Here is a 20893-nt window from a genome sequence, read left to right as displayed (position 1 = left end):
CCCCGAACCGCTAAGACTGGATGAACGACGATGCATCGGTACAGGTCCCACACCTGCGGCGAGCTCCGCGCCTCTGACGTCGGCACCGACGTCCGGCTGAGCGGCTGGCTGCACAATCGCCGAGACCTGGGTGGCATCCTCTTCATCGATCTGCGCGACCACTACGGTCTGGTGCAGCTCGTCGCCCGCCCCGGCACCCCCGGCAACGAGGCACTGTCGAAGCTGACCAAGGAGACCGTCGTCCGGATCGACGGCAAGGTCTCCGCGCGCGGAGCCGACAACGTCAACCCGGAGCTCCCGACCGGTGACATCGAGATCGAGGTCACCGAGGTCGAGGTCCTGGGCGAGGCCGCGCCGCTGCCCTTCACGATCAACGCCGAGGACGGCGTCAACGAGGAGCGGCGCCTGGAGTACCGCTTCCTCGACCTGCGCCGCGAGCGCATGCACCGCAACATCATGCTGCGCTCGTCGGTCATCGCCGCCATCCGCTCCAAGATGGTGGCCCTCGGCTTCAACGAGATGGCGACCCCGATCCTCGCCGCGACCTCCCCCGAGGGCGCCCGCGACTTCGTGGTCCCGTCCCGGCTGAACCCCGGCAAGTTCTACGCGCTGCCGCAGGCCCCCCAGCAGTTCAAGCAGCTGCTGATGATCTCCGGCTTCGACCGCTACTTCCAGATCGCGCCGTGCTTCCGCGACGAGGACGCCCGCGCGGACCGTTCGCCGGGCGAGTTCTACCAGCTCGACGTCGAGATGTCGTTCGTCGAGCAGGAAGACGTCTTCCAGCCGATCGAGAAGCTGATGACCGAGCTCTTCGAGGAGTTCGGCAACGGCCGCCACGTCACCTCGCCGTTCCCGCGCATCCCGTTCCGCGAGTCGATGCTGAAGTACGGCAACGACAAGCCGGACCTCCGGGCCCAGCTGGAGCTCGTCGACATCTCCGACGTCTTCGCGGACTCGGAGTTCAAGGCATTCGCCGGCAAGCACGTCCGCGCGCTGCCGGTCCCGGACACCGCGGGCCAGTCCCGGAAGTTCTTCGACGGCCTCGGTGCGTACGCGGTCGAGCACGGCGCCAAGGGCCTCGCCTGGGTCCGCGTCGGCGAGGACGGCACGCTGGCCGGCCCGATCGCCAAGTTCCTCACCGAGACGGACATCAAGACCCTCACCGAGCGTCTGTCCCTCGTCCCGGGTCACGCCGTCTTCTTCGGCGCGGGCGAGTTCGACGAGGTCTCCAAGATCATGTCCGTCGTCCGCGTCGAGGCCGCCAAGCGCTCCGGCCACTTCGAGGAGGGCGTCTTCCGCTTCTGCTGGATCGTCGACTTCCCGATGTACGAGAAGGACGCGGACACCGGCAAGATCGACTTCTCGCACAACCCGTTCTCCATGCCCCAGGGCGGCATGAAGGACCTGGAGGAGAAGGACCCGCTCGACATCCTGGCGTGGCAGTACGACATCGTCTGCAACGGCATCGAGCTGTCCTCCGGCGCCATCCGTAACCACGAGCCCGACGTCATGATCAAGGCGTTCGAGATCGCCGGCTACGAGGCCGAGACCGTCGAGCGGGAGTTCGCGGGCATGCTGCGCGCGTTCCGCCTCGGCGCCCCGCCGCACGGTGGCATCGCCCCGGGCGTCGACCGCATCGTGATGCTGCTCGCCGACGAGCCCAACATCCGCGAGACGATCGCCTTCCCGCTCAACGGCAACGCCCAGGACCTGATGATGGGCGCGCCGTCCGAGCTGGACGAGACCCGACTGCGTGAGCTGAACATCCAGCTCCGCAAGCCGGTCGCGTCGGTGAAGGAGAAGGCGGAGGCCAAGGACTCCGTGGCGAGGGACACCGGCGCGAAGTAAGCGTCAGCGGTTCCGCTTCGGTTCCACGTGAAACAGCCCCCGGTCGCCAGGCCGGGGGCTGTTCCGCGTCCGGTGTAACGGGCCGACGCACAGGAACACACAGCGCGCGCTCATGTCCTTGCCAGCTCGGCTGCCTAGCCTCACGCCCATGACAGAAATTCAGGGACCCGCACACAAGAAGGACCTGACGCGTCGTCGGGTCATACTCGCCGGCGGTGCTGCCGTGGCCGCAGCCGGGATCGGAGCCGGGGTCGTCGCGAACGCCTCGGCCGATGAGACCGGCGCCACGGCGAAGGAGACGGCCGGGCAGAAGGAGGCGTGCTACCGGCTGACCTCGGAGACCACCGAGGGGCCGTACTACATCGACGCCGACAAGATCCGCCGGGACATCACGGAGGACAGGGAGGGCATCCCCATGACCCTCCGTCTGAAGGTCATAGACTCCGACACCTGTAAACCGCTCAAGCAGGCAGCCGTCGACATCTGGCACTGCGACGCCCTCGGGCTCTACTCCGGTTACGAGAGCATGAGCGGCGGCGGTCCCGGCGGCCCCGGTGGCGGCGGCACCCCGCCGAGCGGCACCCCCACCGGCACCCCCACCGGCACGCCCCCGACCGGGGAGCCCGGCGGCGGCGGACCCGGCGGAGGCGGCGGCCACAGCGAGCCCACCGACGACAAGCGCTACCTGCGGGGCACACAACTCACCGACAAGCACGGCTACGTGGAGTTCAAGACGGTCTTCCCCGGCTGGTACCAGGGCCGCGCCGTCCACGTCCACACCAAGGCGCACGTCGGCGGGAAGATGACCGACGCCGGGTACGAGGGCGGACACACCTGCCACACCGGGCAGTTCTTCTTCTCGGAGCGCGCCGTGCTCGACTCGGCGAAGGTGGCGCCGTACTCGACGAGCACCACCACCCGCACCACCCTCACCGAGGACACCATCTACGACCAGAGCGGGGTCACGGGCGGCCTGCTGAAACTCACCTACGGCAAGGGGCGCATCGCGCGCGGCGTCATCGGTTCGATCACCATGGGCGTCGACCCGGACGAGACGAACGACGGCACCGGGATCTGACATGCGGGTGACGTGTGCAGCCGGATGGCCCGGCTGAGGGTGCGTCAGGGGCGGGCCGGGCGAAGACTGCGCTCTGAGACTGCGTCAGCCGACCTACTCAGGAGCCCTCGCCGTGTCCGCTTCCCGCCGTCCGTACGCCACCCTCGTCGCCCTGGTCCTCCTCGCGCTCACCGGCTGCTCCACGGAGGCCCCCGCACCGCCGGCATCCCCCGCACCCAGCGGCGCGGCGGGCCCCCAGTCCATGCCCGCTGCCGGGCGCACGAAGGCGCCCCGGCCCGTGGAGATCCCGGCACTCGGCCCGCGCACCCGGGCGACGGTCCCGGCCACCGCGCGGCAGGCGGTCGTCGTCACCGGCGATGCCGTCGACTCCAACCAGTCGACCGTCGTCCTCTACACCCGTGACCCCGTCAAGGGCTGGCGGCCGGCGGCCGGACCGTGGCCGGCCCACAACGGTCTGGAGGGCTGGACCGACTACCACGTGGCGGGCGACCTCAGGTCGCCGATCGGTGCCTTCACCCTCTCCGACGCGGGCGGGCTGCTCCCCGACCCGGGCGCGCGGCTCCCGTACGACGAGCATCCGCGTTTCGCGATGAGCGGTGAGGGCTTCTTCGGGGAGCCGCTCGAAGGGTCCTTCGACTACGTCGTCGCCATCGACTACAACCGCACGCCCGGCGTCACCCCCCTGGACCGGGAGCGTCCGCTCGGCGAGGAGCGGGGCGGCGGAATCTGGCTCCATGTGGACCACGGCGGCCCGACCCAGGGCTGCGTCTCGCTTCCCGAGGCCCGGATGAAGGAACTGCTTCTCGCCCTCGACCCGGTGAGCAAGCCGGTGATCGTGATGGGGGACGCGGAGTCGCTGCGGCAGTGAGCCGCACGGCGGAGAACGAGAGGGCCGGGACCGCGTCGCGCGGTCCCGGCCCTCTGTCGTCGCGTGGCGTCGGCTACGCGGGCTTCTCCTCCAGACGCGGGAACAGCACCGCGCCCTTCGTCACCGTCGCACCCGCGGGCAGCAGGCCCCAGGTGCCCGCGTCCTGCACGCGCTGGTCGGCCAGCGCGCCCAGGGACTCCTCGGCGCCCAGGGACTCCCACAGCTTCTGCGAGGTGTCCGGCATCACGGAGTTCAGCAGGACGGCCACACCGCGCAGCGCCTCGGCGGCGGTGTACAGGATCGTCGCGAGGCGGGCCTGGCCCTCGGGCGACTCGTCCTTGGCGACCTTCCAGGGCTCCTGCTCGGTGATGTAGCCGTTGACCTGCTTCACGAAGTCGAAGATCGCCAGGATGCCGGCCTGGAAGTCCACTTCCTCGCCGATCTTCCGGTCGGCCGTGGCGACGGCCTTCGCGAGACCGTCCTGGACCGCCTTCTCGGCCTCACCCGCGGCTGTGGCCTCCGGGAGCGCCCCGCCGAAGTACTTGCCGACCATGGCGGCGAGGCGCGAGGCCAGGTTGCCGTAGTCGTTGGCGAGCTCGGAGGTGTAGCGGGCGGAGAAGTCCTCCCAGGAGAACGAGCCGTCGTTGCCGTACGCGATGGCGCGCAGGAAGTACCAGCGGTACGCGTCCACGCCGAAGTGCGAGGTCAGGTCCTGCGGCTTGATGCCGGTCAGGTTCGACTTCGACATCTTCTCGCCGCCGACCATCAGCCAGCCGTTGGCCACGACCTTGCCGGGCAGCGGCAGACCCTGCGCCATCAGCATCGCGGGCCAGATGACCGAGTGGAAGCGGAGGATGTCCTTGCCGATCAGGTGCACATCGGCCGGGAACGTCGCGTCGAACTTCTCCTGGTTGGCGCCGTAGCCGACCGCCGTCGCGTAATTGAGCAGTGCGTCGACCCAGACGTAGATGACGTGCTTCTCGTCCCACGGCACCGGGACGCCCCAGTCGAAGGTCGAGCGTGAGATCGACAGGTCCTGCAGGCCCTGCCGGACGAAGTTCACAACCTCGTTGCGGGCCGACTCGGGCTGGATGAAGCCGGGGTTGTTCGCGTAGAACTCCAGCAGCTTCGGGCCGTACTCGCTCAGCTTGAAGAAGTAGTTCTCCTCCTTGAGGAGCTCCACCGGCTTCTTGTGGATCGGGCACAGCTTCGTGCCGTCCTCGGACTCGATCAGGTCGCCGGGGAGCTTGTACTCCTCGCAGCCCACGCAGTACGGGCCTTCGTACCCGCCCTTGTAGATCTGGTCCTTGTCGTACAGGTCCTGCACGAACTCCTGCACACGGTCGGTGTGCCGCTTCTCCGTCGTACGGATGAAGTCGTCGTTCGCGATGTTCAGGTGCTCCCAGAGGGGCTTCCACGCCTCCTCGACGAGCTTGTCGCACCAAGCCTGCGGGGTGACGTTGTTCGCCTCGGCCGTGCGCATGATCTTCTGACCGTGCTCGTCCGTGCCGGTGAGGTACCACACCTTCTCGCCCCGCTGGCGGTGCCAGCGAGTGAGCACGTCGCCTGCGACGGTCGTGTAGGCGTGGCCCAGGTGAGGAGCGTCGTTGACGTAGTAAATGGGGGTCGATACGTAAAAGGACTTCACGTCGTTCGCCCCCTGCTTCTCGGATCCAGTGGCCGCCATGGTCGAAATCCTAACGGCCCTCGGGGGATCCCCTCGCACGGATAAACGCGGCAGGGCACCGCCCGCCTGTTGTTCGAGCGCGTGTTCTATTAGGAAGCGTGCCGATACGGCGACGGCGGTACCCGGCCGCTGGGCCGGGCACCGCCGTGACTGCGTGTGCGGGTGGAATCCGCCGATCAGCTGCCGGTGACGGCCTCGCGTGCGGCGGCCCAGGCGGGGAGCGCGGACAGGATCTCCCGGTAGAACGTGGCGTCCGGGACCTCCCGCGGCGCCGGGCCCGCGTGGAAGAACGCGGCGTTCTCGACGTCGAGCCTGCGCAGGAAGTCGAAGCCCTTCGCGTCCTCGTCACCGAAGGCGACGAACTGGAAGAACAGCGGCAGCTTTGCCGCCTCGGCCAGCGCCTGCCTGGCGGCCTGCTTGGCGTCCGGCGGACCGTCCGTCTGGAAGATCACGAGGGCGGGACCGGCGGCGCCCGACTTCTCGTAGTGGGAGACGATCTCCTCGACGGCCCGGTGGTAGTTGGTGCGTCCCAGGCGGCCGAGCCCGGCGTGCAGCTCGTCGATCCGGCCCTCGTGGGCGGTGAGGTCGATCGCCCCGGTGCCGTCGATGTCGGTCGAGAAGAAGACGACGGGCACGGTGGCGGTCTCGTCCAGATGCGCGGCGAGGGCCAGAGTGCGGTCGCCCAGGTGCTGGGCGCTGCCGTCCTTGTAGAACGGGCGCATCGAGCCGGAGCGGTCGAGCACCAGGTACACGGTGGCGCGGAGCCCGGTCAGCCCGTGCTCCTTGAGCCCGGCCTGCGCCGCCTTGTACGGGGCGACGAGCTCGGGTGCACGGGACTTGACCCGGGCGAGGGCGACGGCGGGCTTGGCGGGGGCCTCGGTGGTCTCGGGGGCCTCAGGGGCCTCAGGGGCCTCAGTGACCTCGGCGGCGGGTTCCGCGGCGACGACGGGCTCGGCGGCGACTACGGGTTCCGCGGCTGCGGGCGCCGGGGCTGCGGGCTCTTCGACGGCCGGCGGGATCGCGGCGTCCACGGGCTCGATCACCGGCGCGGCGGCTTCCGCCACCGGCTCGGCGGCGGGCTCGGGGGCTGCCTCCTGGGTCGGCTCCGGTGCCGTCTCGGCCTCGGCAGCCGGGGTCACGGCAGGTTCCGGTTCCGGGTCCAGGTCGATGCTGATCGGTGCCGGCTCCGACTCGGTTTCTGCCTGCGCCTCCGGCTCGGGCTCGCTCGCGGCGACGACCGGCTCGGGCGCGGCCTCGGGCGTGACCTCCGCTTCGACGACGGGCTCGGCCGCTGCCTCGGGTGCGGCCTCCGCTTCGACGACCGGCTCGGGTGCGGCCTCCGTCTTCGGGGCCGGCTTCGTGTCCGGGGCGGAGCCCTGGGCCGGGACGGTCGGCGTGGCGGCCGGGGCGGACGACGAAGCTGCGGCGGCCTTGTCGAAGGCAGCCGCCACCAGGTCCGAGGCCGGTCCGTTCTCGTGCTCGCCGGACCGCGCGGCAGGCGTGGTCGCCGATGCGGAAGAGGCGGAAGAGGCGGAAGAAGTGGAGGAGGTGGTCGAGGGGGAGGTGGAGGGAGAGGAGGTGGCCGGGGCGGGCACCGACGCCTTCACGGCCGGTGCGGGCTCGGCCGCCGAAATCGTCTCCGGCTCCGGCTCCGTGGGCTGGGTGCGCTCGGCCTGGGGCGGGACGGTGGCCGTTGCCGACTCGTCCTGCTCCGTGCGGCCGAACACCTTGCGCAGCAAGCTCCGAATGCCCATGGGCCAAGCCTTTCGCGTGAGTTGGGTGCGGTAAATGTCCGACCTGCGGAAATTGATCCCTGGCCAGGGCGGATACGTAAGGTTAGCGGCCGGATCCGGCCGTTCGGCGGCACGGCCCGCCCCGTGGACAACTGAGCCTCAACCGAGCCCGAACCGAGGCATTGCCGAATTCCGGCCAACCGTGGAGAGCAGCGGTGGCCCGGACTTCACCCCCCGTTCATCGGGAGTCCCTCGTACCGCGTGAATGCGCACCTACCGTCACGCAGGACACACAGATGGAGGGAAACCACGTGCGCAATCTGCTGCCGCTCATCAGCTCGCATCCGGGCGGGCGCTCTGGGCTGACCTGCCGCTATCGCTGCGGCGACGCCTGCTTCCAGGAGATACCGAACACCAGCGACAACGAGTACGCCGGCGATGTCATCGCCGGTGCCCTGTCGCGCCGGTCGATGATGCGCGCCGCCGCCGTGGTGACCGTTGCCGCTGCTGCCGGGACCGCCGCCCTCGCCGGTCCGGCCGCCCCGCAGGCCGAGGCCGCCGCCCTCGCCGGAACGGGCCGTACGCCGAACTACTCGCACAAGCCCGGCGTTTCGGGCGCTCGTGGTCTGCGCTTCTCGCCGGTGGCACCCAACAAGGACGACAAGGTCACCGTCCCGGACGGCTACGACCAGAACATCGTTCTCCGCTGGGGCGAGCCGATCCTGCGCGGCGCCCCCGCCTTCGACCCGGACCGTCAGACGGCGAAGGCGCAGGCGGGCCAGTTCGGTTACAACGTCGACTTCCTCTCGCTGCTCCCGCTCCGGGGTGAGCACGGCCGTCAGGTCCTGGTCGCCAACCATGAGTACACGGACGAGAACCTCATGTTCCGTGGTTATGATCCGGCCAATCCGACCCGCGAGCAGGTCGAGATCGCCTGGGCGGCGCACGGACTCTCCGTGGTCGTGGTCCAGGAGGAGCACCGCACCGGAAAGCTCGGCGCGGTCGGCCGTCACCCGCTCAACCGCCGTCTCACCGCGACGAGCGAGTTCCGGGTCACCGGCCCGGCCGCGGGCAGCCCTCTGCTCCGTACCTCCGCCGACCCGTCCGGCCGCAAGGTCCTGGGCACGCTCAACAACTGCGCGGGCGGCACCACGCCGTGGGGCACCACCCTGCACGGCGAGGAGAACTTCAACCAGTACTTCGCCAACGGTTCGAGCGCCACCGACAAGCGGTACGGCATCGGTTCCACCGCCACCGAGCGCAAGTGGGAGCGTTTCGACAAGCGCTTCGACGTCGCTCAGGAGCCCAACGAGCCGCACCGTCACGGCTGGGTCGTCGAACTCGACCCGTTCGACCCGGAGTCCACCCCCCGTAAGCGGACCGCGCTGGGCCGTTTCAAGCACGAGGCGGCGCAACCCCGGCTGACCGCCGACGGGCGCCCGGTGGTCTACATGGGCGACGACGAACGCTTCGACTACTTCTACAAGTTCGTCTCCAGCAAGCAGATGAAGAAGGGGAACTCGCGGGCCGCCCGCGAGCACAACCTGACCCTGCTGGACGAGGGCACGCTGTACGTCGCCAAGCTGACCGGCGACTCCCCGGCCGAGGAGTTCGACGGCACCGGGAAGCTTCCCTCCGACGGCGAGTTCGACGGCAGCGGTGTATGGATTCCGCTGGCGACGGGCAACACCTCGCACGTGCCCGGCATGACGGCCGAGGAGGTGTACGTCTTCACGCGTCTGGCCGGTGACAAGGTCGGCGCCACGAAGATGGACCGCCCCGAGGACGTCGAGCCCTCGCCGCGCACCGGTCGCGTGTACATCGCGCTCACCAACAACACCGACCGCGGCAAGGCCGGCAAGGCCGCCGCGGACGAGGCGAACCCGCGCAACCTGAACAAGCACGGCCAGGTCCTGGAACTGGCGGAGCACTGGGACGACCCGGCGGGCGACGGTTTCGCCTGGCGGCTCTTCCTCGTCGCGGGCGACCCGAACGACCCGGCGACGTACTTCTCCGGCTTCCCCAAGGAGAAGGTCAGCCCCATCTCCTGCCCGGACAACGTGGCCTTCGACGACCACGGCAACCTGTGGATCTCCACGGACGGCAACCAGCTCGGCTCCCACGACGGCCTATTCGGTGTCGCGACGCAGGGCGAGCGGCGCGGTGAGCTGAAGCAGTTCCTCACCGTCCCGACCGGTGCCGAGACCTGCGGCCCGGTGATCCAGGACCGTCGCGTCCTGGTCGCCGTGCAGCACCCGGGCGAGATCGACGGCGCGACCGTCGACAAGCCGGCGAGCAGCTGGCCGGACGGTCCGGGGAAGATCGTCCGCCCGTCCGTCGTCGCGGTGTGGCGTCGGGACGGCCGGGACATCGGCGTCTGACCGATCCGCGTGGCCTCTGTGTACGGGCGCCGTACCGGCGGACGGAAAGTCCGCCGGTACGGCGCCCCGCGCGTGTGCACCGCATTAGAGTCGGCCCCATGGTTTCCGGTGAGGCACCGCAGGCGGAGGGCAGCGTCCGCGTCGACGCCTGGATCTGGTCGGTCCGGCTGACGAAGACCCGGTCGCAGGCCGCAGCCGCCTGCCGGGCAGGACATGTGCGGGTCAACGGGGACCGGGCCAAGCCCGCCCAGGCGCTGCGCACCGGCGACGAGGTGCGGCTCCGGCACGACGGCCGGGACCGGATCGTGGTCGTGTCGAAGATCGTGAAGAAGCGGGTCGGCCCGCCGGTGGCGGTCGAGTGCTTCGTCGACAACAGTCCGCCCCCGCCGCCCCGTGAGGTCGCCCTCCAGGTTCCCGTACGCGACCGTGGCACCGGCCGGCCCACCAAGCGCGACCGGCGCGAGATGGAGCGCCTTCAGGAGCGCGGCCCCGGGCCGGATCGGTGACCAGGACGTTTCACGTGAAACAGCCGACCGGAAGCCCGCAGGGCCGGGACTACGGCTGAGGCGAGGCGATCGCTCTGGCCGCTGCCACTTCCTGGCGCAGCGGCTCCAGCACGCTGTCCTCGTCACCCGGCAGCTCGGCCCGCACCTCCACCAGCACCTCGCTCGACCGCAGCCCCTCCGACAGCTCCCGCAGCTGCTGCTCGATCGCGGCCACCTCGCCGGGCAGCGGCGCCGGAGCCCCGTGGTTGACCCGGACCCGGGCCGCCGTCGTCGCGTCCACGATCCGTTCGACGGCGACGACCAGGGGCCACCACGCGGCGGCACGCGCGCCGACCGGCGGCGGCTCCGTCAGGGCCCGCTGGAACTCGGACCGCACGGCCGACAGGTCGCGGTAGAGCCGCCGCCGCGCCCGCACCCGTTCCGCCTGGTCGCCTTCCTCGCCGTCGAAGGCGCACGCGACGTAGTCGGCGATGTCCGTGACCGCGCCCGCGAGCCGTGACCCGATCCGGGTGTGCCAGCTCTCCGGCCAGAGCAGATAGCCCGCCACGAGGACGATGGCGCAGCCGAGCAGGCTGTCCAGGAGACGGGGCGCCACCAGGTCGACGCCCTGGTGGTTCAGCAGGTCGGAGAGCAGCAGGATGACCGGGGTGATGGCCGCCGTCTGGAAGGCGTACCCCTTGGCGGTGAGGGCCGGGATGAGCGCGGCGAGGACCATCATGACGGGGACGTCCCACCAGCCGATGGGCACCTCGGCCAGCACCGGGGTCGCGACGACCAGCCCTGCCGCCGTGCCGACCGCGCGCAGGACGGCCCGGGAGAAGACCGATCCGAAGTCCGGCTTGAGGACGAAGGTGACGGTCAGCGCGACCCAGTAGGAGCGCTCCACGTCGACCAGCGAGGTGAGTGCCTGGGCCAGGCCGATGCAGAGGGCCAGGCGCAGCCCGTACCGCCAGGACGTCTCGGAGAACAGCACACTGCGGGTCGTACGCCGGATGCGGACGCCGAGCGCGGCGGGCCGGCCCAGCCGGTCGTCCACGTTGTAGGGGTCGGGCTCGGCCTTGTGGACGACGGCCGCCGTGTGCCGCAGGGCGCTGTCCACCGCCCGGGTGGCGGGCGAGTCGGGGGCCGGGAGTTCGGGTACCGCGGCGCCGGTGCGGCTCTGCTCGATGTCGTCCGCCAGCGCGCGCACCGCCGCCGGGATCGGGTCGGGCAGCGGGCGTCGCGTGAGATGGACCGCGGGCGCGGCCTCGACGAGCGGGATGACGACGTTGAGCTGGGACAGCAGCCGGACCATGGAGGTGCTGCGGCCGTGGTAGCGCGCCCGGCGGGCGAGGATCAGGTCGTAGGAGGCGTTCAGGGACTGGGTGACGTCCTGCCGCCGTTCCTCGTACGCGGGTGTGCCGGCGGCGGTCAGCAGGTCGGCGATGGCCCGGTAGGTGCCGGCCACGGCGGCCCGCTCGGGGAGCTTCCCGCGCAGCGGCCAGGCGAGCAGCGTCAGGACGAGCACCACCAGGCCGCCGAGCGTCAGCAGCAGGGGCGCCACCCACCAGGGGTTCGGCATCGGCAGCCCCGCGCCGACCACCGAGTTGAGCAGGAGCAGCAGTCCCGAGACCGAGGCCACGGCGCCGATCGTCGACATCATCCCGGAGACCAGGGCGACGACGGTGAGCACGGCGACGGCCGCCCAGCCGGTATCGAAGACGAGGGTGCCGAGCATCATGCCCAGCGCGCCGAACAGCTGCGGGACGGCGATGTTGAGGATGCGCATCCGGTACGCGTCGGCCGTGTCACCGATGACACCGGACAGGGCGCCCATCGAGACGAGCGCGCCGTAAGTCGGCCGGTCGACGGCGAAACCGACGGCGAGCGGGGCGGCCAGGGCCACGGAGGCGCGCGCGACGGCGGCCCAGGGGATGGGGGCGGACTGCGGGAGCAGCCCGCTGAGCAGCCAGGGCGGCGGTGCCGCGCGCTTCTGTCCGGCGTCGGCCCCGGCCACTGCGTGCCCCCTCCGTGCGTTCCCCGCTGCTGTCCTGTGCCGCGCGTGCCGCTCAGTCAGCTTTCGTAGTTCTCGACCTCTTCGGCCGGCCTGACCTTCGCCGTCGACGGGTCCTCACCGAATTCGCTGAGGGCGCGGCGCCGGCGCAGGAGGTCCCAGCACTGATCGAGTTCGACCTCCACCGTACGCAGACGGGCCTTCTCCTCGGCGGACAGGCCCATCTTCTCGGTGGAACGGCCGCGCAGGGCCCGTTCCTCGGAAATCAGGCTGTCGATGTTGTCGAAGATGTCCTGGTCGCCCATGACGCCTCTCTCAGCTGTGTCGAGGTGGCCGGATTCGGGGGTCGGTGTCCGGTCAGAGCACGAAGACGGTCTTGCCGCGCGCCCCGCCCGCACGGTTCTCCGCGAGTGCCTGCGGGGCCTTTTCCAGCGGGAGTTCGCTGCCGATCGGCACGTGCAGCGCCCCGCTCGCGGTCGCCTTCGCGAGAGTGGCGAGCAGGACGGCGGTCGGCGCCAGCCGGAAGTCGGCGCACCTGGTGCCGGTGGGGGCGGTTCCCGGACCGGCCGCGCCCCTGGTGCTGAGGGCGACTCCGCCCGTACGCACCAGCGCGGCATGCGCGGCGAAGGCGGCCGGGTCGGTGGAGATGAGATCGACGACCGCCTCGACGCCGTCCGGGCACACCTCCCGTACGGCCGCCTCCAGGGCCCCTTCCCCGGCGGTCGTGTCGATGGTGACCGTGGCCCCCAGGGCGCCCATCCGGGTCTGCTCGTCGCCCCGCACCGCCGCGAGGACCCGCACGTCACGGGCCGTGGCGAGCTGCGTCAGGCAGCTGCCGACGCCGCCCGCCGCGCCGATGACGAGCAGCCGCCCGCCGGGACGCACCGCGACCGCCTCCAGGATCTGGGCGGCGGCCATCCCGGCCGAGGGGAGTGCGGCGGCGGTACGCGGCGGCAGGTCGCGGGGGGCCAGCACGATCGGGGAGTCCTGCGGCACCGAGACGTACTCGCAGTACGTTCCGGTCCCCGGAAGCTTCGTCGTGACCCGGCCGAGGACCGCGTCGCCCACCCGGAAGGTGTTGTCGCCGCTGCCGATCATGTCGACCCTGCCCGCGAAGTCCACGCCGATGATCAGCGGGAACTCCTGCTGGTCCGGATCGCCCCCGGCGCCGTCGGCGGTCTGCCAGTCGAGCGGGTTGAGCGCCGCGTACTCGATCTTCACCCGCACCTCGCCCGCCGCGGGCTCGGGCTTGGGCACCTCGACGAGTCGGGGCTCCGCGCGGAACGTGCGGACGGCGATGGCTCGCATGCGGAAGACCTCTCACTCGCCCCCGGCAGTCACGATTCCCACTCTCGCCCGGCCCGCGCGGGAGCGCATGTCGGGCTCCGCGGGCTCCCGGCCCCTCACGGAACCGGCTGTCCCGTCCGGCGGGGCGGGGTCGCCCGGCGGTTCAGGAGCACCCGGGTCACCACCGCGCCGACCGCCAGCACCGCCCCTGCCAGCAGCACCGCCCACACCGTCGTCCGCAGCGAGTCCGTCAGGGCGTCGAACACCGCCGCCGCCCCGTCCCGGTCGGCGGCCGGCACCTCGTCCAGCACCCGGTCGCGGCCGACCGCGACCACCAGCCGCAGCACCAGCGCGCCGACCACCAGACCCGCCCCCGCGACCGCCGTGGCGAACAGCGCGCCCCGCAGTCCGCTGCGTACCGCCGCCATGCCCACCACCAGGACGAGCAGTACCAGGGTGCCGATCGCGGGCCAGACGCTGGAGTACCGCAGCCATCCGGCGTTGTCGCGCAGCTGGTCCGCGCGGTCGGCGGAGAGCAGGGTGATATCGGTGTGCTGGACGGGAATCTGCTCCGCGAACGGCACCCCGTCCTTCACCAGATCCTGCTTGACCTGCTCGATCACCGGCGCCAGGTCGATGGTCACGGCCTGCCCGCTGTCACCGTCCAGCGCCTCGGTCACCGTCTCGTGGGACGTGCGGTTCGCGAGGTCCCAGGCGTTCTGGAACGACTCCGTCGTGGTGAAGGACTGCACGGCACCGCGCAGCAGCTCCTCGACGGCCTCCTGGAGCGGCCCCAGATCCAGCCGCTTCATCGCCTCGTCCGTGATCAGGTCGGTCACCGTGCTCTGCACGGCGGGATCGGAGGCGAGCGGGGAGAGGGCGGCGACGTACCGGTCGGTGTCGTCGATCTCCAGGTCGACCCAGGCCGACAGCGCGCTCAGGGGCACCAGAACGGCGAGCAGGACGATCAGGACCGCTGACAGGGCCACGGAGAGGTAGGTGCGCACACGCTCAGGGAATCCCGTACGGGACCGGAGCGCCCCGGGCCGTACGCCATTCGAGTTGCCGGGCGGCGCGGTCGGGTGTGATCTGGAGAAACGGGGGCGAGGGAAGGAGCTCTCCGCCATGGCCACACACGCAGCCGTGCCGTCCCGTGGATCCCACGGGTCCCGTACGGGCACGACGGCCCGGCACCACGGCCCGCTCGCCTGGGCAGTGCCCGTGGCACTGGGCGTGATCTTCGGTTTCTACGCGGCGTTCATCGACCGGGACGGCGGTCCGTCCACCGGCGGCCAGGTCGTCCTCGGAGTGGTCTCCGGTGTCGTCTTCGCCGCTCTCTGCTTCGTGCTGGGCCGCTACCGGCACGCGCTGCCGCGTGAACTGCGGGCGGCGGCGTTCGGTGCGCTGACGGCCTGCGCCATCGGATTTCTGACGAGTCTCACCGATACCAGCGTGCTGAGGTCCGCCGGAATGGGAGCGTTGGTGGGAGCCGGTGTGTTCTGCGTCGCCTTCTACGTCTACTACACGCGGGAGGACTGAGCACGGGTGCCCGTCCGACCGTGGTCGCGACCGCCGGATCGCTCTGGCGGTCGCATTTCGCCGTGTCCCCGCCGGTTCCCCGACCCGACAAGGAACGGAACATGACGACGCAACTGGCCATCGAGACCAACGGGCTGGTGAAGGTCTTCGGTGACAACCGAGCGGTCGACGGCGTCGACCTCGCCGTCCCGCCCGGCACGGTCTACGGCGTACTCGGACCGAACGGCGCCGGGAAGACCACCACCGTACGGATGCTGGCGACCCTCCTGCGCCCGGACGGCGGGGAGGCGAGGGTGTTCGGCAAGGACGTCGTGAAGGAGGCCGACGCCGTCCGCGGCCTGGTCAGCCTCACCGGGCAGTACGCCTCGGTGGACGAGGACCTGACCGGTACCGAGAACCTGGTGCTGCTCGCCCGCCTTCTCGGGCACACGAAGCCGGCGGCGCGCACCCGCTCCGCGCAGCTGCTGGAGGCGTTCGGTCTGAGCGAGGCCGCGGGCAAGCAGGTGAAGAACTACTCGGGCGGTATGCGCCGCCGCATCGACATCGCCGCGTCCATCCTGAACACCCCGGATCTGCTCTTCCTCGACGAGCCGACGACCGGGCTCGACCCGCGCAGCCGCAACCAGGTGTGGGACATCGTGCGGGCCGTCGTCGCGCAGGGCACGACGGTCATGCTGACCACGCAGTATCTGGACGAGGCCGACCAGCTGGCGTCCCGGATCGCGGTCATCGACCACGGCAGGGTCATCGCCGAGGGCACGAAGGGCGAGCTGAAGGCATCGGTCGGCGCCGGTTCCGTGCACCTGCGTCTGCGGGAGGCCGCCCAGCGCCCCGAGGCCGAGCGGGTGCTGTCCGTCGCGCTGGGCGCGACCGTGCAGCTGGACCCCGACCCGGTCGCGCTCACCGCCCGGGTCAGCGGGCACGGAACCGAACAGGGCGCCGCGGAACAGGCCGCACGCGCCCTCGCGGAGCTCGCCCGCTGCGGCATCACCGTGGACAACTTCTCGCTGGGACAGCCCAGCCTCGACGAGGTCTTCCTCGCGCTCACGGACAGGAAGGGAGTGGCGGCATGACCACCACGACGGACCGGACCGGCCTGCCGGGGGACGCCGCGCTCGCCGCGCCCGACGCGGAGAGCCTGACGGCCCTGCTGGTCGGCCAGGAGCGACCGCCGAGGCCGAGCGCGCTGTCGGCGTCCCTCACGTTCGGGTGGCGGGCCATGCTGAAGATCAAGCATGTGCCGGAGCAGCTCTTCGACGTGACGGCGTTCCCGATCATGATGGTGCTGATGTACACGTACCTCTTCGGCGGTGCGCTGGCCGGTTCCACCGAGGAGTACATCCAGTTCCTGCTGCCCGGCATCCTGGTGATGAGCGTCGTGATGATCACGATGTACACGGGTGTCGCGGTCAACACCGACATCGCCAAGGGAGTCTTCGACCGCTTCCGTACGCTGCCCGTCTGGCGGCCCGCGGCGATGGTCGGCTATCTGCTCGGTGACGTCCTGCGCTACGTGCTGGCCTCGGCGGTGATGCTGACGGTCGGCATGATCATCGGCTACCGGCCGGGCGGCGGACCGGTCGGAGTGCTGGCGGGCGTGGCCCTGCTGGTGGTGTTCTCGTTCGCGTTCTCGTGGATCTGGACCATGTTCGGGCTGATGCTGCGCACCGAGAAGTCGGTGATGGGCGTCAGCATGATGGTCATCTTCCCGCTGACGTTCCTGAGCAACGTGTTCGTCGATCCGAGCACGATGCCGGGCTGGCTCCAGGCGTTCGTGAACAACAGCCCGGTGACGCATCTGGCCTCCGCGGTACGGGAGCTGATGGCCGGTAACTGGCCCGCGACGGAGATCGCCTGGTCGCTGGGGTGGTCGGCGCTCTTCGTGGTGGTGTTCGGCTCGGTGACGATGAGGCTCTACAACCGGAAGTGACCGGACGCCCGCGTCCTTGACCTTCCCCGTGGGGGAAACCCCAGCATCGGTGGGGCCGGACGGGAACCGCCCGGTACGAGGAGGTACGTGTGGAGCGCGAGGCACCGGTCACGATCGGCGAGTTCGCCCGGATGTCCCGGCTCTCCGCGAAGGCGCTGCGCCGTTACGACGAACTGGGCCTGCTCCGGCCCGCCCTGGTCGATCCGGCGAACGGCTACCGGTACTACGAGCCGGCGCAGCTGGAGACGGCCCGGCTGGTCGCCTGGCTGCGCCGGATCGGGATGCCGCTCGGCCGGATCGCCGAGGTCACCGCGCTCGACGCGGGCGCGGCGGCGGCGGAGATCCGGGCGTACTGGGCGCGGGTGGAGGCCGAGACGGCGGCCCGGCGCGATCTGGCGGCCTTCCTCGTCGACCATCTCTCCACGGAGGACGGCACGATGACAGAGCACGGCAAGCAGGGCCTGGGCACGCTGGGGATCCGGTACGCGGCACTGACGGACACCGGAGCGGTACGGGAGTCCAACCAGGACGCGGCCTACGCGGGGGCCCGGCTGCTGGCCGTCGCCGACGGTTTCGGGGAACGCGGGGCCGGGGCGAGCGCGGCGGCGATCGAGGCCCTGAAGCCGGTGGCGCGGGAGGCGGTCAGTGCCGCGGACCTGCTGAACCTCCTGGAGGACGCGGCGGACCGCGCCTCCGGGGCGGTGCGGGACGCGGTCGCGACGGGCGAGGCCCCAGCCGAGTCGGGGACCACGCTCACCGCGATGGTGTGGACCGGTTCCCGGCTGGGTCTCGTGCACATCGGTGACTCGCGGGCCTATCTGCTGCGCGGCGGTGAACTGGTGCGGATCACGCACGACGACAGCCTGGTGCAGACGATGATCGACGACGGTTCGCTGACCGAGGAGGAGGCGGCCTCGCACCCGCAGCGCGCACTGCTGCTCAGGGCGCTGGCGGGCGGGGAGGCCGACGGGCCGTCCCGGCCGGCGGTGCGGCTGCACGACGTGCGGCCGGGCGACCGCTATCTGCTCTGCTCGGACGGGCTGTCCGCGGTGGTGGACGAGGCGGCCCTGACCCGGTCGGTCATCCTCGCGGACGGCCCCGAAGCGGCCGTCCGCGACCTCGCCGCGCTGGCCGCGGACGCGGGCGCCCCCGACAACCTGGCCTGCGTCGTCGCGGACGTCGTCGCCCTGTGACGGACGGAGTCCGTACAGGTCGCACGGGGCCGGGGCGGGGAACAGACTTGAAGGGGGAGAAGCTCGGGCGCGCACAGCCGACAGGCCCTGGAGGAGTCATGACGGCACTCACACGGACGGACACGCCCGTCGCCATCGAAGGCGACGGTGTGGAACTGCGCATGCGGGACGTCGGGGGAGACATGACGGTCGCCTTCGTGCGGTTCCCGAAGGGCACGGACATGGCGCCGGCTCTCAAGGGCCAGCCCGATGACCTGTGCCAGTGCCCCCACTGGGGATACCTGCTCAAGGGCCGGATGAAGATGCGGACCGCGGCGGGGGACGAGGTCTACGAGGCGGGGCAGGCGTTCTACTGGTCGCCGGGGCACGCCCCCGAGGCGCTGGAGGACTGCGAGTACGTGGACTTCTCGCCGACCAAGGAGTTCAACGAGGTGATCGACCACGTGAAGGCGCAGTCCGCCTGACGCACGGAAGGGGCGGCCCGCACCGCGGGCCGCCCCTCCTCCGTCGTTCCCCCTCAGTCGCGCACGACCGTCACCGGGCACGATGCGTGCTGGGCGACGTGCAGGCTGACCGAGCCGAGCAGCGTCGCCTTGAAGCCGCTGTAGCCGCGTGCGCCGACGACCAGCAGACTGGCGCCCTTGGCCCGGTCCAGCAGGGCCTGTGCGGGATTGCCGATCACCACGACCTTGCTGACGCCGGCCGCTCCCTCGGCGCCGAGGGCCTCCTCCAGCGCCTCGGTGAGCGCCACGGTCGCCACGGCCTGCGGATCGAAGTCCTCCGGCATGCCCGGCATCATGGACGCCCAGCTGGTGGCGGGGTACTCCCAGCTGTTCACGGCCTCGACGGAGTCGCCGGTCAGCTCGGCCTGGCGTACGGCCCAGTGCAGCGCCTTGATCGACGGCTCGGAGCCGTCCACGCCCACGACGATTCTGCCCATGTCTGCCTCCAGCTCGGTTCAGCTTGATTCGACGTTCGGTCCAACTGTAGTCAAACCGGACATTGCGTCCCTCGCGGGTCGGCGTACGGGGGTCAGTCCAGCCGGAGATCGGCGAGCTGCTGCTCGAACGGCACGACCGCGTCCTCGCCGTCGTCCAGGCCGAGTGCCCGCGAGGCCCCGGAGACCGTCCGTCCCAGGACCGCCGAGGCGAGCTCGCCGCCCGCCCGGCGGATGCGGGAGGGCAGGCCCTCGGTGTACTCGTCGCCGGACGAGCCCCAGTCCTCCGACGCCGCGTACACGGACGTCGGCAGGGTGACGGCCCGCAGGTAGGCGAAGAGCGGGCGCAGCGCGTGCTCCAGGACCAGGGAGTGCCGGGCCGTGCCGCCCGTCGCCGCGATCACGACGGGCTTGCCGGTCAGCGCGGTGTGGTCGATCAGGTCGAAGAACGACTTGAACAGCCCGCTGTACGAGGCGGTGAAGACCGGCGTCACGGCGATCAGTCCGTCCGCCTCCGTCACCGCTTCGATCGCGTCCTTCAGGGCGCGCGGCGGGAAGCCGGTGACCAGGTTGTTCGCGATGTCGACGGCCAGGTCGCGCAGCTCGACGACCTGGACGTCGACCCTGCGGTCCTGGTCGGCCTCCAGCCGCTCGCGGGCGGCCTCGGCCAGCCGGTCGGCCAGCAGCCGGGTGGACGAGGGGCTGCTCAGCCCGGCCGAGACGGCGACGATCTTCAGGGGTGCGGTGGCGAACACGGTGTTCAGACCTCCTTGGCGGCAGCGGCCGTACGGGCGGCGGTGACCGCCGGGTGGACGGGGGTTTCCGGCACGCCGGCCGGGCGCAGCCGGGCGAACTCCTTGCGGAGCACCGGCACGACTTCCTCGCCGAGGATGTCGAGCTGCTCCAGGACCGTCTTCAGCGGCAGTCCCGCGTGGTCCATCAGGAACAGCTGGCGCTGGTAGTCGCCGACGGAGTCACGGAAGGACAGGGTCCGCTCGATGACCTCCTGCGGGGAGCCGACGGTCAGCGGGGTCTGCTCGGTGAACTCCTCCAGCGAGGGTCCGTGGCCGTAGACCGGTGCGTTGTCGAAGTACGGCCGGAACTCCCGTACCGCGTCCTGCGAGTTCTTCCGCATGAACACCTGGCCGCCGAGGCCCACGATGGCCTGCTCGGGGGTGCCGTGCCCGTAGTGGGCGTAGCGCCTGCGGTAGAGGGCGACCATCTTCTCCGTGTGCTCCATGGGCCAGAAGATGTTGTTGTGGAAGAAGCCGTCGCCGTAGTACGCGGCCTGTTCGGCGATCTCCGGCGAGCGGATGGAGCCGTGCCAGACGAACGGCGGGACGCCGTCCAGCGGGCGCGGGGTGGCGGTGAAGGACTGGAGCGGCGTGCGGAACTTGCCCTCCCAGTCGACGACGTCCTCGCGCCACAGCTTGTGCAGCAGGGCGTAGTTCTCGATCGCCATCGGGATGCCCTGGCGGATGTCCTTGCCGAACCAGGGGTAGACCGGTCCGGTGTTTCCCCGGCCCATCATCAGGTCCATGCGGCCGTCCGTGAGGTGCTGGAGGGTCGCGTAGTCCTCGGCGATCTTCACCGGGTCGTTGGTGGTGATCAGCGTGGTGGACGTGGAGAGGATCAGCTTCTCGGTGCGGGCGGCGATGTAGCCGAGCGTGGTCGTCGGGGAGGACGGGACGAACGGCGGGTTGTGGTGCTCGCCGGTCGCGAAGACGTCCAGGCCCACTTCCTCGGCCTTGAGCGCGATCTCGATGGTCGCCTTGATCCGCTCGTGCTCGCTCGGTGTCCGGCCGGTCGTGGGGTCGGTGGTGACGTCTCCGACGGTGAAGATCCCGAACTGCATGACGCCCGCCTCCAGATGCTCGAATTGATTTGGTTGAAGATTGAACTATATGAACACA

General features: G+C 70.9%; 19 protein-coding genes. 10 read left to right on the top strand and 9 right to left on the bottom strand.

What is annotated here, in order from left to right:
* The first annotated feature begins 30 nt into the window (after positions 1-30).
* The 3 genes from aspS to OG230_RS17455 all read left to right on the top strand — a co-directional run bounded on the left by aspS (position 31) and on the right by OG230_RS17455 (position 3794).
* Positions 31-1848, top strand: a complete 1818-nt coding sequence (aspS, locus tag OG230_RS17465; protein WP_328911160.1) for an aspartate--tRNA ligase — start codon at positions 31-33, stop codon at positions 1846-1848.
* Between the two features lie 148 nt (positions 1849-1996).
* Positions 1997-2926, top strand: a complete 930-nt coding sequence (locus OG230_RS17460; RefSeq protein WP_328911159.1) for an intradiol ring-cleavage dioxygenase — start codon at positions 1997-1999, stop codon at positions 2924-2926.
* 112 nt (positions 2927-3038) lie between these two features.
* Positions 3039-3794 (top strand): L,D-transpeptidase family protein, encoded by a 756-nt coding sequence (locus OG230_RS17455; RefSeq protein WP_328911158.1) that lies wholly within the window; start codon positions 3039-3041, stop codon positions 3792-3794.
* Positions 3795-3867: 73 nt separating this feature from the next.
* On the opposite strand, the gene metG is transcribed toward OG230_RS17455, so the two are convergent.
* Both metG and OG230_RS17445 read right to left on the bottom strand, forming a co-directional pair.
* Positions 3868-5481 (bottom strand): methionine--tRNA ligase, encoded by a 1614-nt coding sequence (metG, locus tag OG230_RS17450; RefSeq protein WP_328911157.1) that lies wholly within the window; start codon positions 5479-5481, stop codon positions 3868-3870.
* Between the two features lie 176 nt (positions 5482-5657).
* Positions 5658-7235: a VWA domain-containing protein gene (locus tag OG230_RS17445; protein WP_328911156.1), complete on the bottom strand. Its 1578-nt coding sequence runs from the start codon at positions 7233-7235 to the stop codon at positions 5658-5660.
* 290 nt (positions 7236-7525) lie between these two features.
* Between OG230_RS17445 and OG230_RS17440 the strand changes: the two genes are divergently transcribed.
* Together OG230_RS17440 and OG230_RS17435 are read left to right on the top strand one after the other, a co-directional pair.
* Entirely contained in the window at positions 7526-9595 is a 2070-nt protein-coding gene (locus tag OG230_RS17440) for a PhoX family protein (RefSeq protein WP_328911429.1), read from the top strand.
* A gap of 98 nt (positions 9596-9693) precedes the next feature.
* Positions 9694-10101: an RNA-binding S4 domain-containing protein gene (locus OG230_RS17435; RefSeq protein ID WP_328911155.1), complete on the top strand. Its 408-nt coding sequence runs from the start codon at positions 9694-9696 to the stop codon at positions 10099-10101.
* 49 nt (positions 10102-10150) lie between these two features.
* Here the strand turns inward: OG230_RS17435 and OG230_RS17430 are convergent, their stop codons facing one another.
* The 4 genes from OG230_RS17430 to OG230_RS17415 all read right to left on the bottom strand — a co-directional run bounded on the left by OG230_RS17430 (position 10151) and on the right by OG230_RS17415 (position 14388).
* A complete protein-coding gene (locus OG230_RS17430) occupies positions 10151-12097 on the bottom strand; it encodes an FUSC family protein (protein WP_328911154.1) in 1947 nt (648 codons plus the stop codon).
* Positions 12098-12153: 56 nt separating this feature from the next.
* Complete coding sequence (locus OG230_RS17425) at positions 12154-12399, bottom strand: DUF2630 family protein (RefSeq protein ID WP_328911153.1); 246 nt, start codon at positions 12397-12399, stop codon at positions 12154-12156.
* Positions 12400-12451: 52 nt separating this feature from the next.
* Positions 12452-13402 (bottom strand): NADP-dependent oxidoreductase, encoded by a 951-nt coding sequence (locus OG230_RS17420; RefSeq protein WP_328911152.1) that lies wholly within the window; start codon positions 13400-13402, stop codon positions 12452-12454.
* A 95-nt stretch (positions 13403-13497) separates the two neighbouring features.
* Positions 13498-14388, bottom strand: a complete 891-nt coding sequence (locus OG230_RS17415; protein ID WP_328911151.1) for a hypothetical protein — start codon at positions 14386-14388, stop codon at positions 13498-13500.
* 118 nt (positions 14389-14506) lie between these two features.
* On the opposite strand from OG230_RS17415, the gene OG230_RS17410 reads away from it, so the two are divergent.
* The 5 genes from OG230_RS17410 (at position 14507) to OG230_RS17390 (ending at position 18507) form a co-directional block, all read left to right on the top strand.
* Positions 14507-14920, top strand: coding sequence for a hypothetical protein (locus OG230_RS17410; RefSeq protein WP_328911150.1), 414 nt, complete (start codon positions 14507-14509; stop codon positions 14918-14920).
* A gap of 101 nt (positions 14921-15021) precedes the next feature.
* On the top strand, positions 15022-15993 hold the full coding sequence (locus OG230_RS17405) for an ATP-binding cassette domain-containing protein (RefSeq protein WP_328911149.1): 972 nt from the start codon (positions 15022-15024) through the stop codon (positions 15991-15993).
* Positions 15990-16850 carry an ABC transporter permease gene (locus OG230_RS17400; RefSeq protein ID WP_328911148.1) on the top strand — a complete coding sequence of 287 codons (861 nt, stop codon included), beginning with the start codon at positions 15990-15992 and terminating at the stop codon, positions 16848-16850. Before OG230_RS17405 ends, OG230_RS17400 begins: the two co-directional genes overlap by 4 nt.
* 89 nt (positions 16851-16939) lie before the next feature.
* The gene (locus tag OG230_RS17395; protein ID WP_328911147.1) at positions 16940-18043 is read left to right on the top strand and encodes a MerR family transcriptional regulator; all 1104 of its coding nucleotides are present in this window, start codon (positions 16940-16942) and stop codon (positions 18041-18043) included.
* Between the two features lie 98 nt (positions 18044-18141).
* Positions 18142-18507: a hypothetical protein gene (locus tag OG230_RS17390; RefSeq protein ID WP_328911146.1), complete on the top strand. Its 366-nt coding sequence runs from the start codon at positions 18142-18144 to the stop codon at positions 18505-18507.
* Between the two features lie 53 nt (positions 18508-18560).
* Here OG230_RS17390 and OG230_RS17385 read toward each other — a convergent pair whose 3' ends face one another.
* The 3 genes from OG230_RS17385 to OG230_RS17375 form a co-directional block, all read right to left on the bottom strand.
* Complete coding sequence (locus OG230_RS17385) at positions 18561-18983, bottom strand: universal stress protein (RefSeq protein WP_328911145.1); 423 nt, start codon at positions 18981-18983, stop codon at positions 18561-18563.
* 92 nt (positions 18984-19075) lie between these two features.
* On the bottom strand, positions 19076-19735 hold the full coding sequence (locus OG230_RS17380) for an FMN reductase (protein WP_328911144.1): 660 nt from the start codon (positions 19733-19735) through the stop codon (positions 19076-19078).
* 5 nt (positions 19736-19740) lie between these two features.
* The gene (locus OG230_RS17375) at positions 19741-20835 is read right to left on the bottom strand and encodes an LLM class flavin-dependent oxidoreductase (protein WP_328911143.1); all 1095 of its coding nucleotides are present in this window, start codon (positions 20833-20835) and stop codon (positions 19741-19743) included.
* Between the last annotated feature and the right edge of the window lie 58 nt (positions 20836-20893).

This window comes from Streptomyces sp. NBC_00234, assembly GCF_036195325.1.
Taxonomy (GTDB): domain Bacteria; phylum Actinomycetota; class Actinomycetes; order Streptomycetales; family Streptomycetaceae; genus Streptomyces.
The sequence above is the reverse complement of the archived record's forward strand: the minus strand, read 5'-3'. Positions and strand labels throughout refer to the sequence as shown.

What these genes read in the sequence shown, in the direction of transcription:
- aspS (WP_328911160.1), top strand. Translation starts at nt 31, where the DNA reads ATGCATCGGTACAGGTCCCACACCTGCGGCGAGCTCCGCGCCTCTGAC.
- OG230_RS17460 (WP_328911159.1), top strand. Translation starts at nt 1,997, where the DNA reads ATGACAGAAATTCAGGGACCCGCACACAAGAAGGACCTGACGCGTCGT.
- metG (WP_328911157.1), bottom strand. Translation starts at nt 5,481, where the DNA reads ATGGCGGCCACTGGATCCGAGAAGCAGGGGGCGAACGACGTGAAGTCC.
- OG230_RS17445 (WP_328911156.1), bottom strand. Translation starts at nt 7,235, where the DNA reads ATGGGCATTCGGAGCTTGCTGCGCAAGGTGTTCGGCCGCACGGAGCAG.
- OG230_RS17435 (WP_328911155.1), top strand. Translation starts at nt 9,694, where the DNA reads ATGGTTTCCGGTGAGGCACCGCAGGCGGAGGGCAGCGTCCGCGTCGAC.
- OG230_RS17425 (WP_328911153.1), bottom strand. Translation starts at nt 12,399, where the DNA reads ATGGGCGACCAGGACATCTTCGACAACATCGACAGCCTGATTTCCGAG.
- OG230_RS17420 (WP_328911152.1), bottom strand. Translation starts at nt 13,402, where the DNA reads ATGCGAGCCATCGCCGTCCGCACGTTCCGCGCGGAGCCCCGACTCGTC.
- OG230_RS17410 (WP_328911150.1), top strand. Translation starts at nt 14,507, where the DNA reads ATGGCCACACACGCAGCCGTGCCGTCCCGTGGATCCCACGGGTCCCGT.
- OG230_RS17405 (WP_328911149.1), top strand. Translation starts at nt 15,022, where the DNA reads ATGACGACGCAACTGGCCATCGAGACCAACGGGCTGGTGAAGGTCTTC.
- OG230_RS17400 (WP_328911148.1), top strand. Translation starts at nt 15,990, where the DNA reads ATGACCACCACGACGGACCGGACCGGCCTGCCGGGGGACGCCGCGCTC.
- OG230_RS17390 (WP_328911146.1), top strand. Translation starts at nt 18,142, where the DNA reads ATGACGGCACTCACACGGACGGACACGCCCGTCGCCATCGAAGGCGAC.
- OG230_RS17385 (WP_328911145.1), bottom strand. Translation starts at nt 18,983, where the DNA reads ATGGGCAGAATCGTCGTGGGCGTGGACGGCTCCGAGCCGTCGATCAAG.
- OG230_RS17375 (WP_328911143.1), bottom strand. Translation starts at nt 20,835, where the DNA reads ATGCAGTTCGGGATCTTCACCGTCGGAGACGTCACCACCGACCCCACG.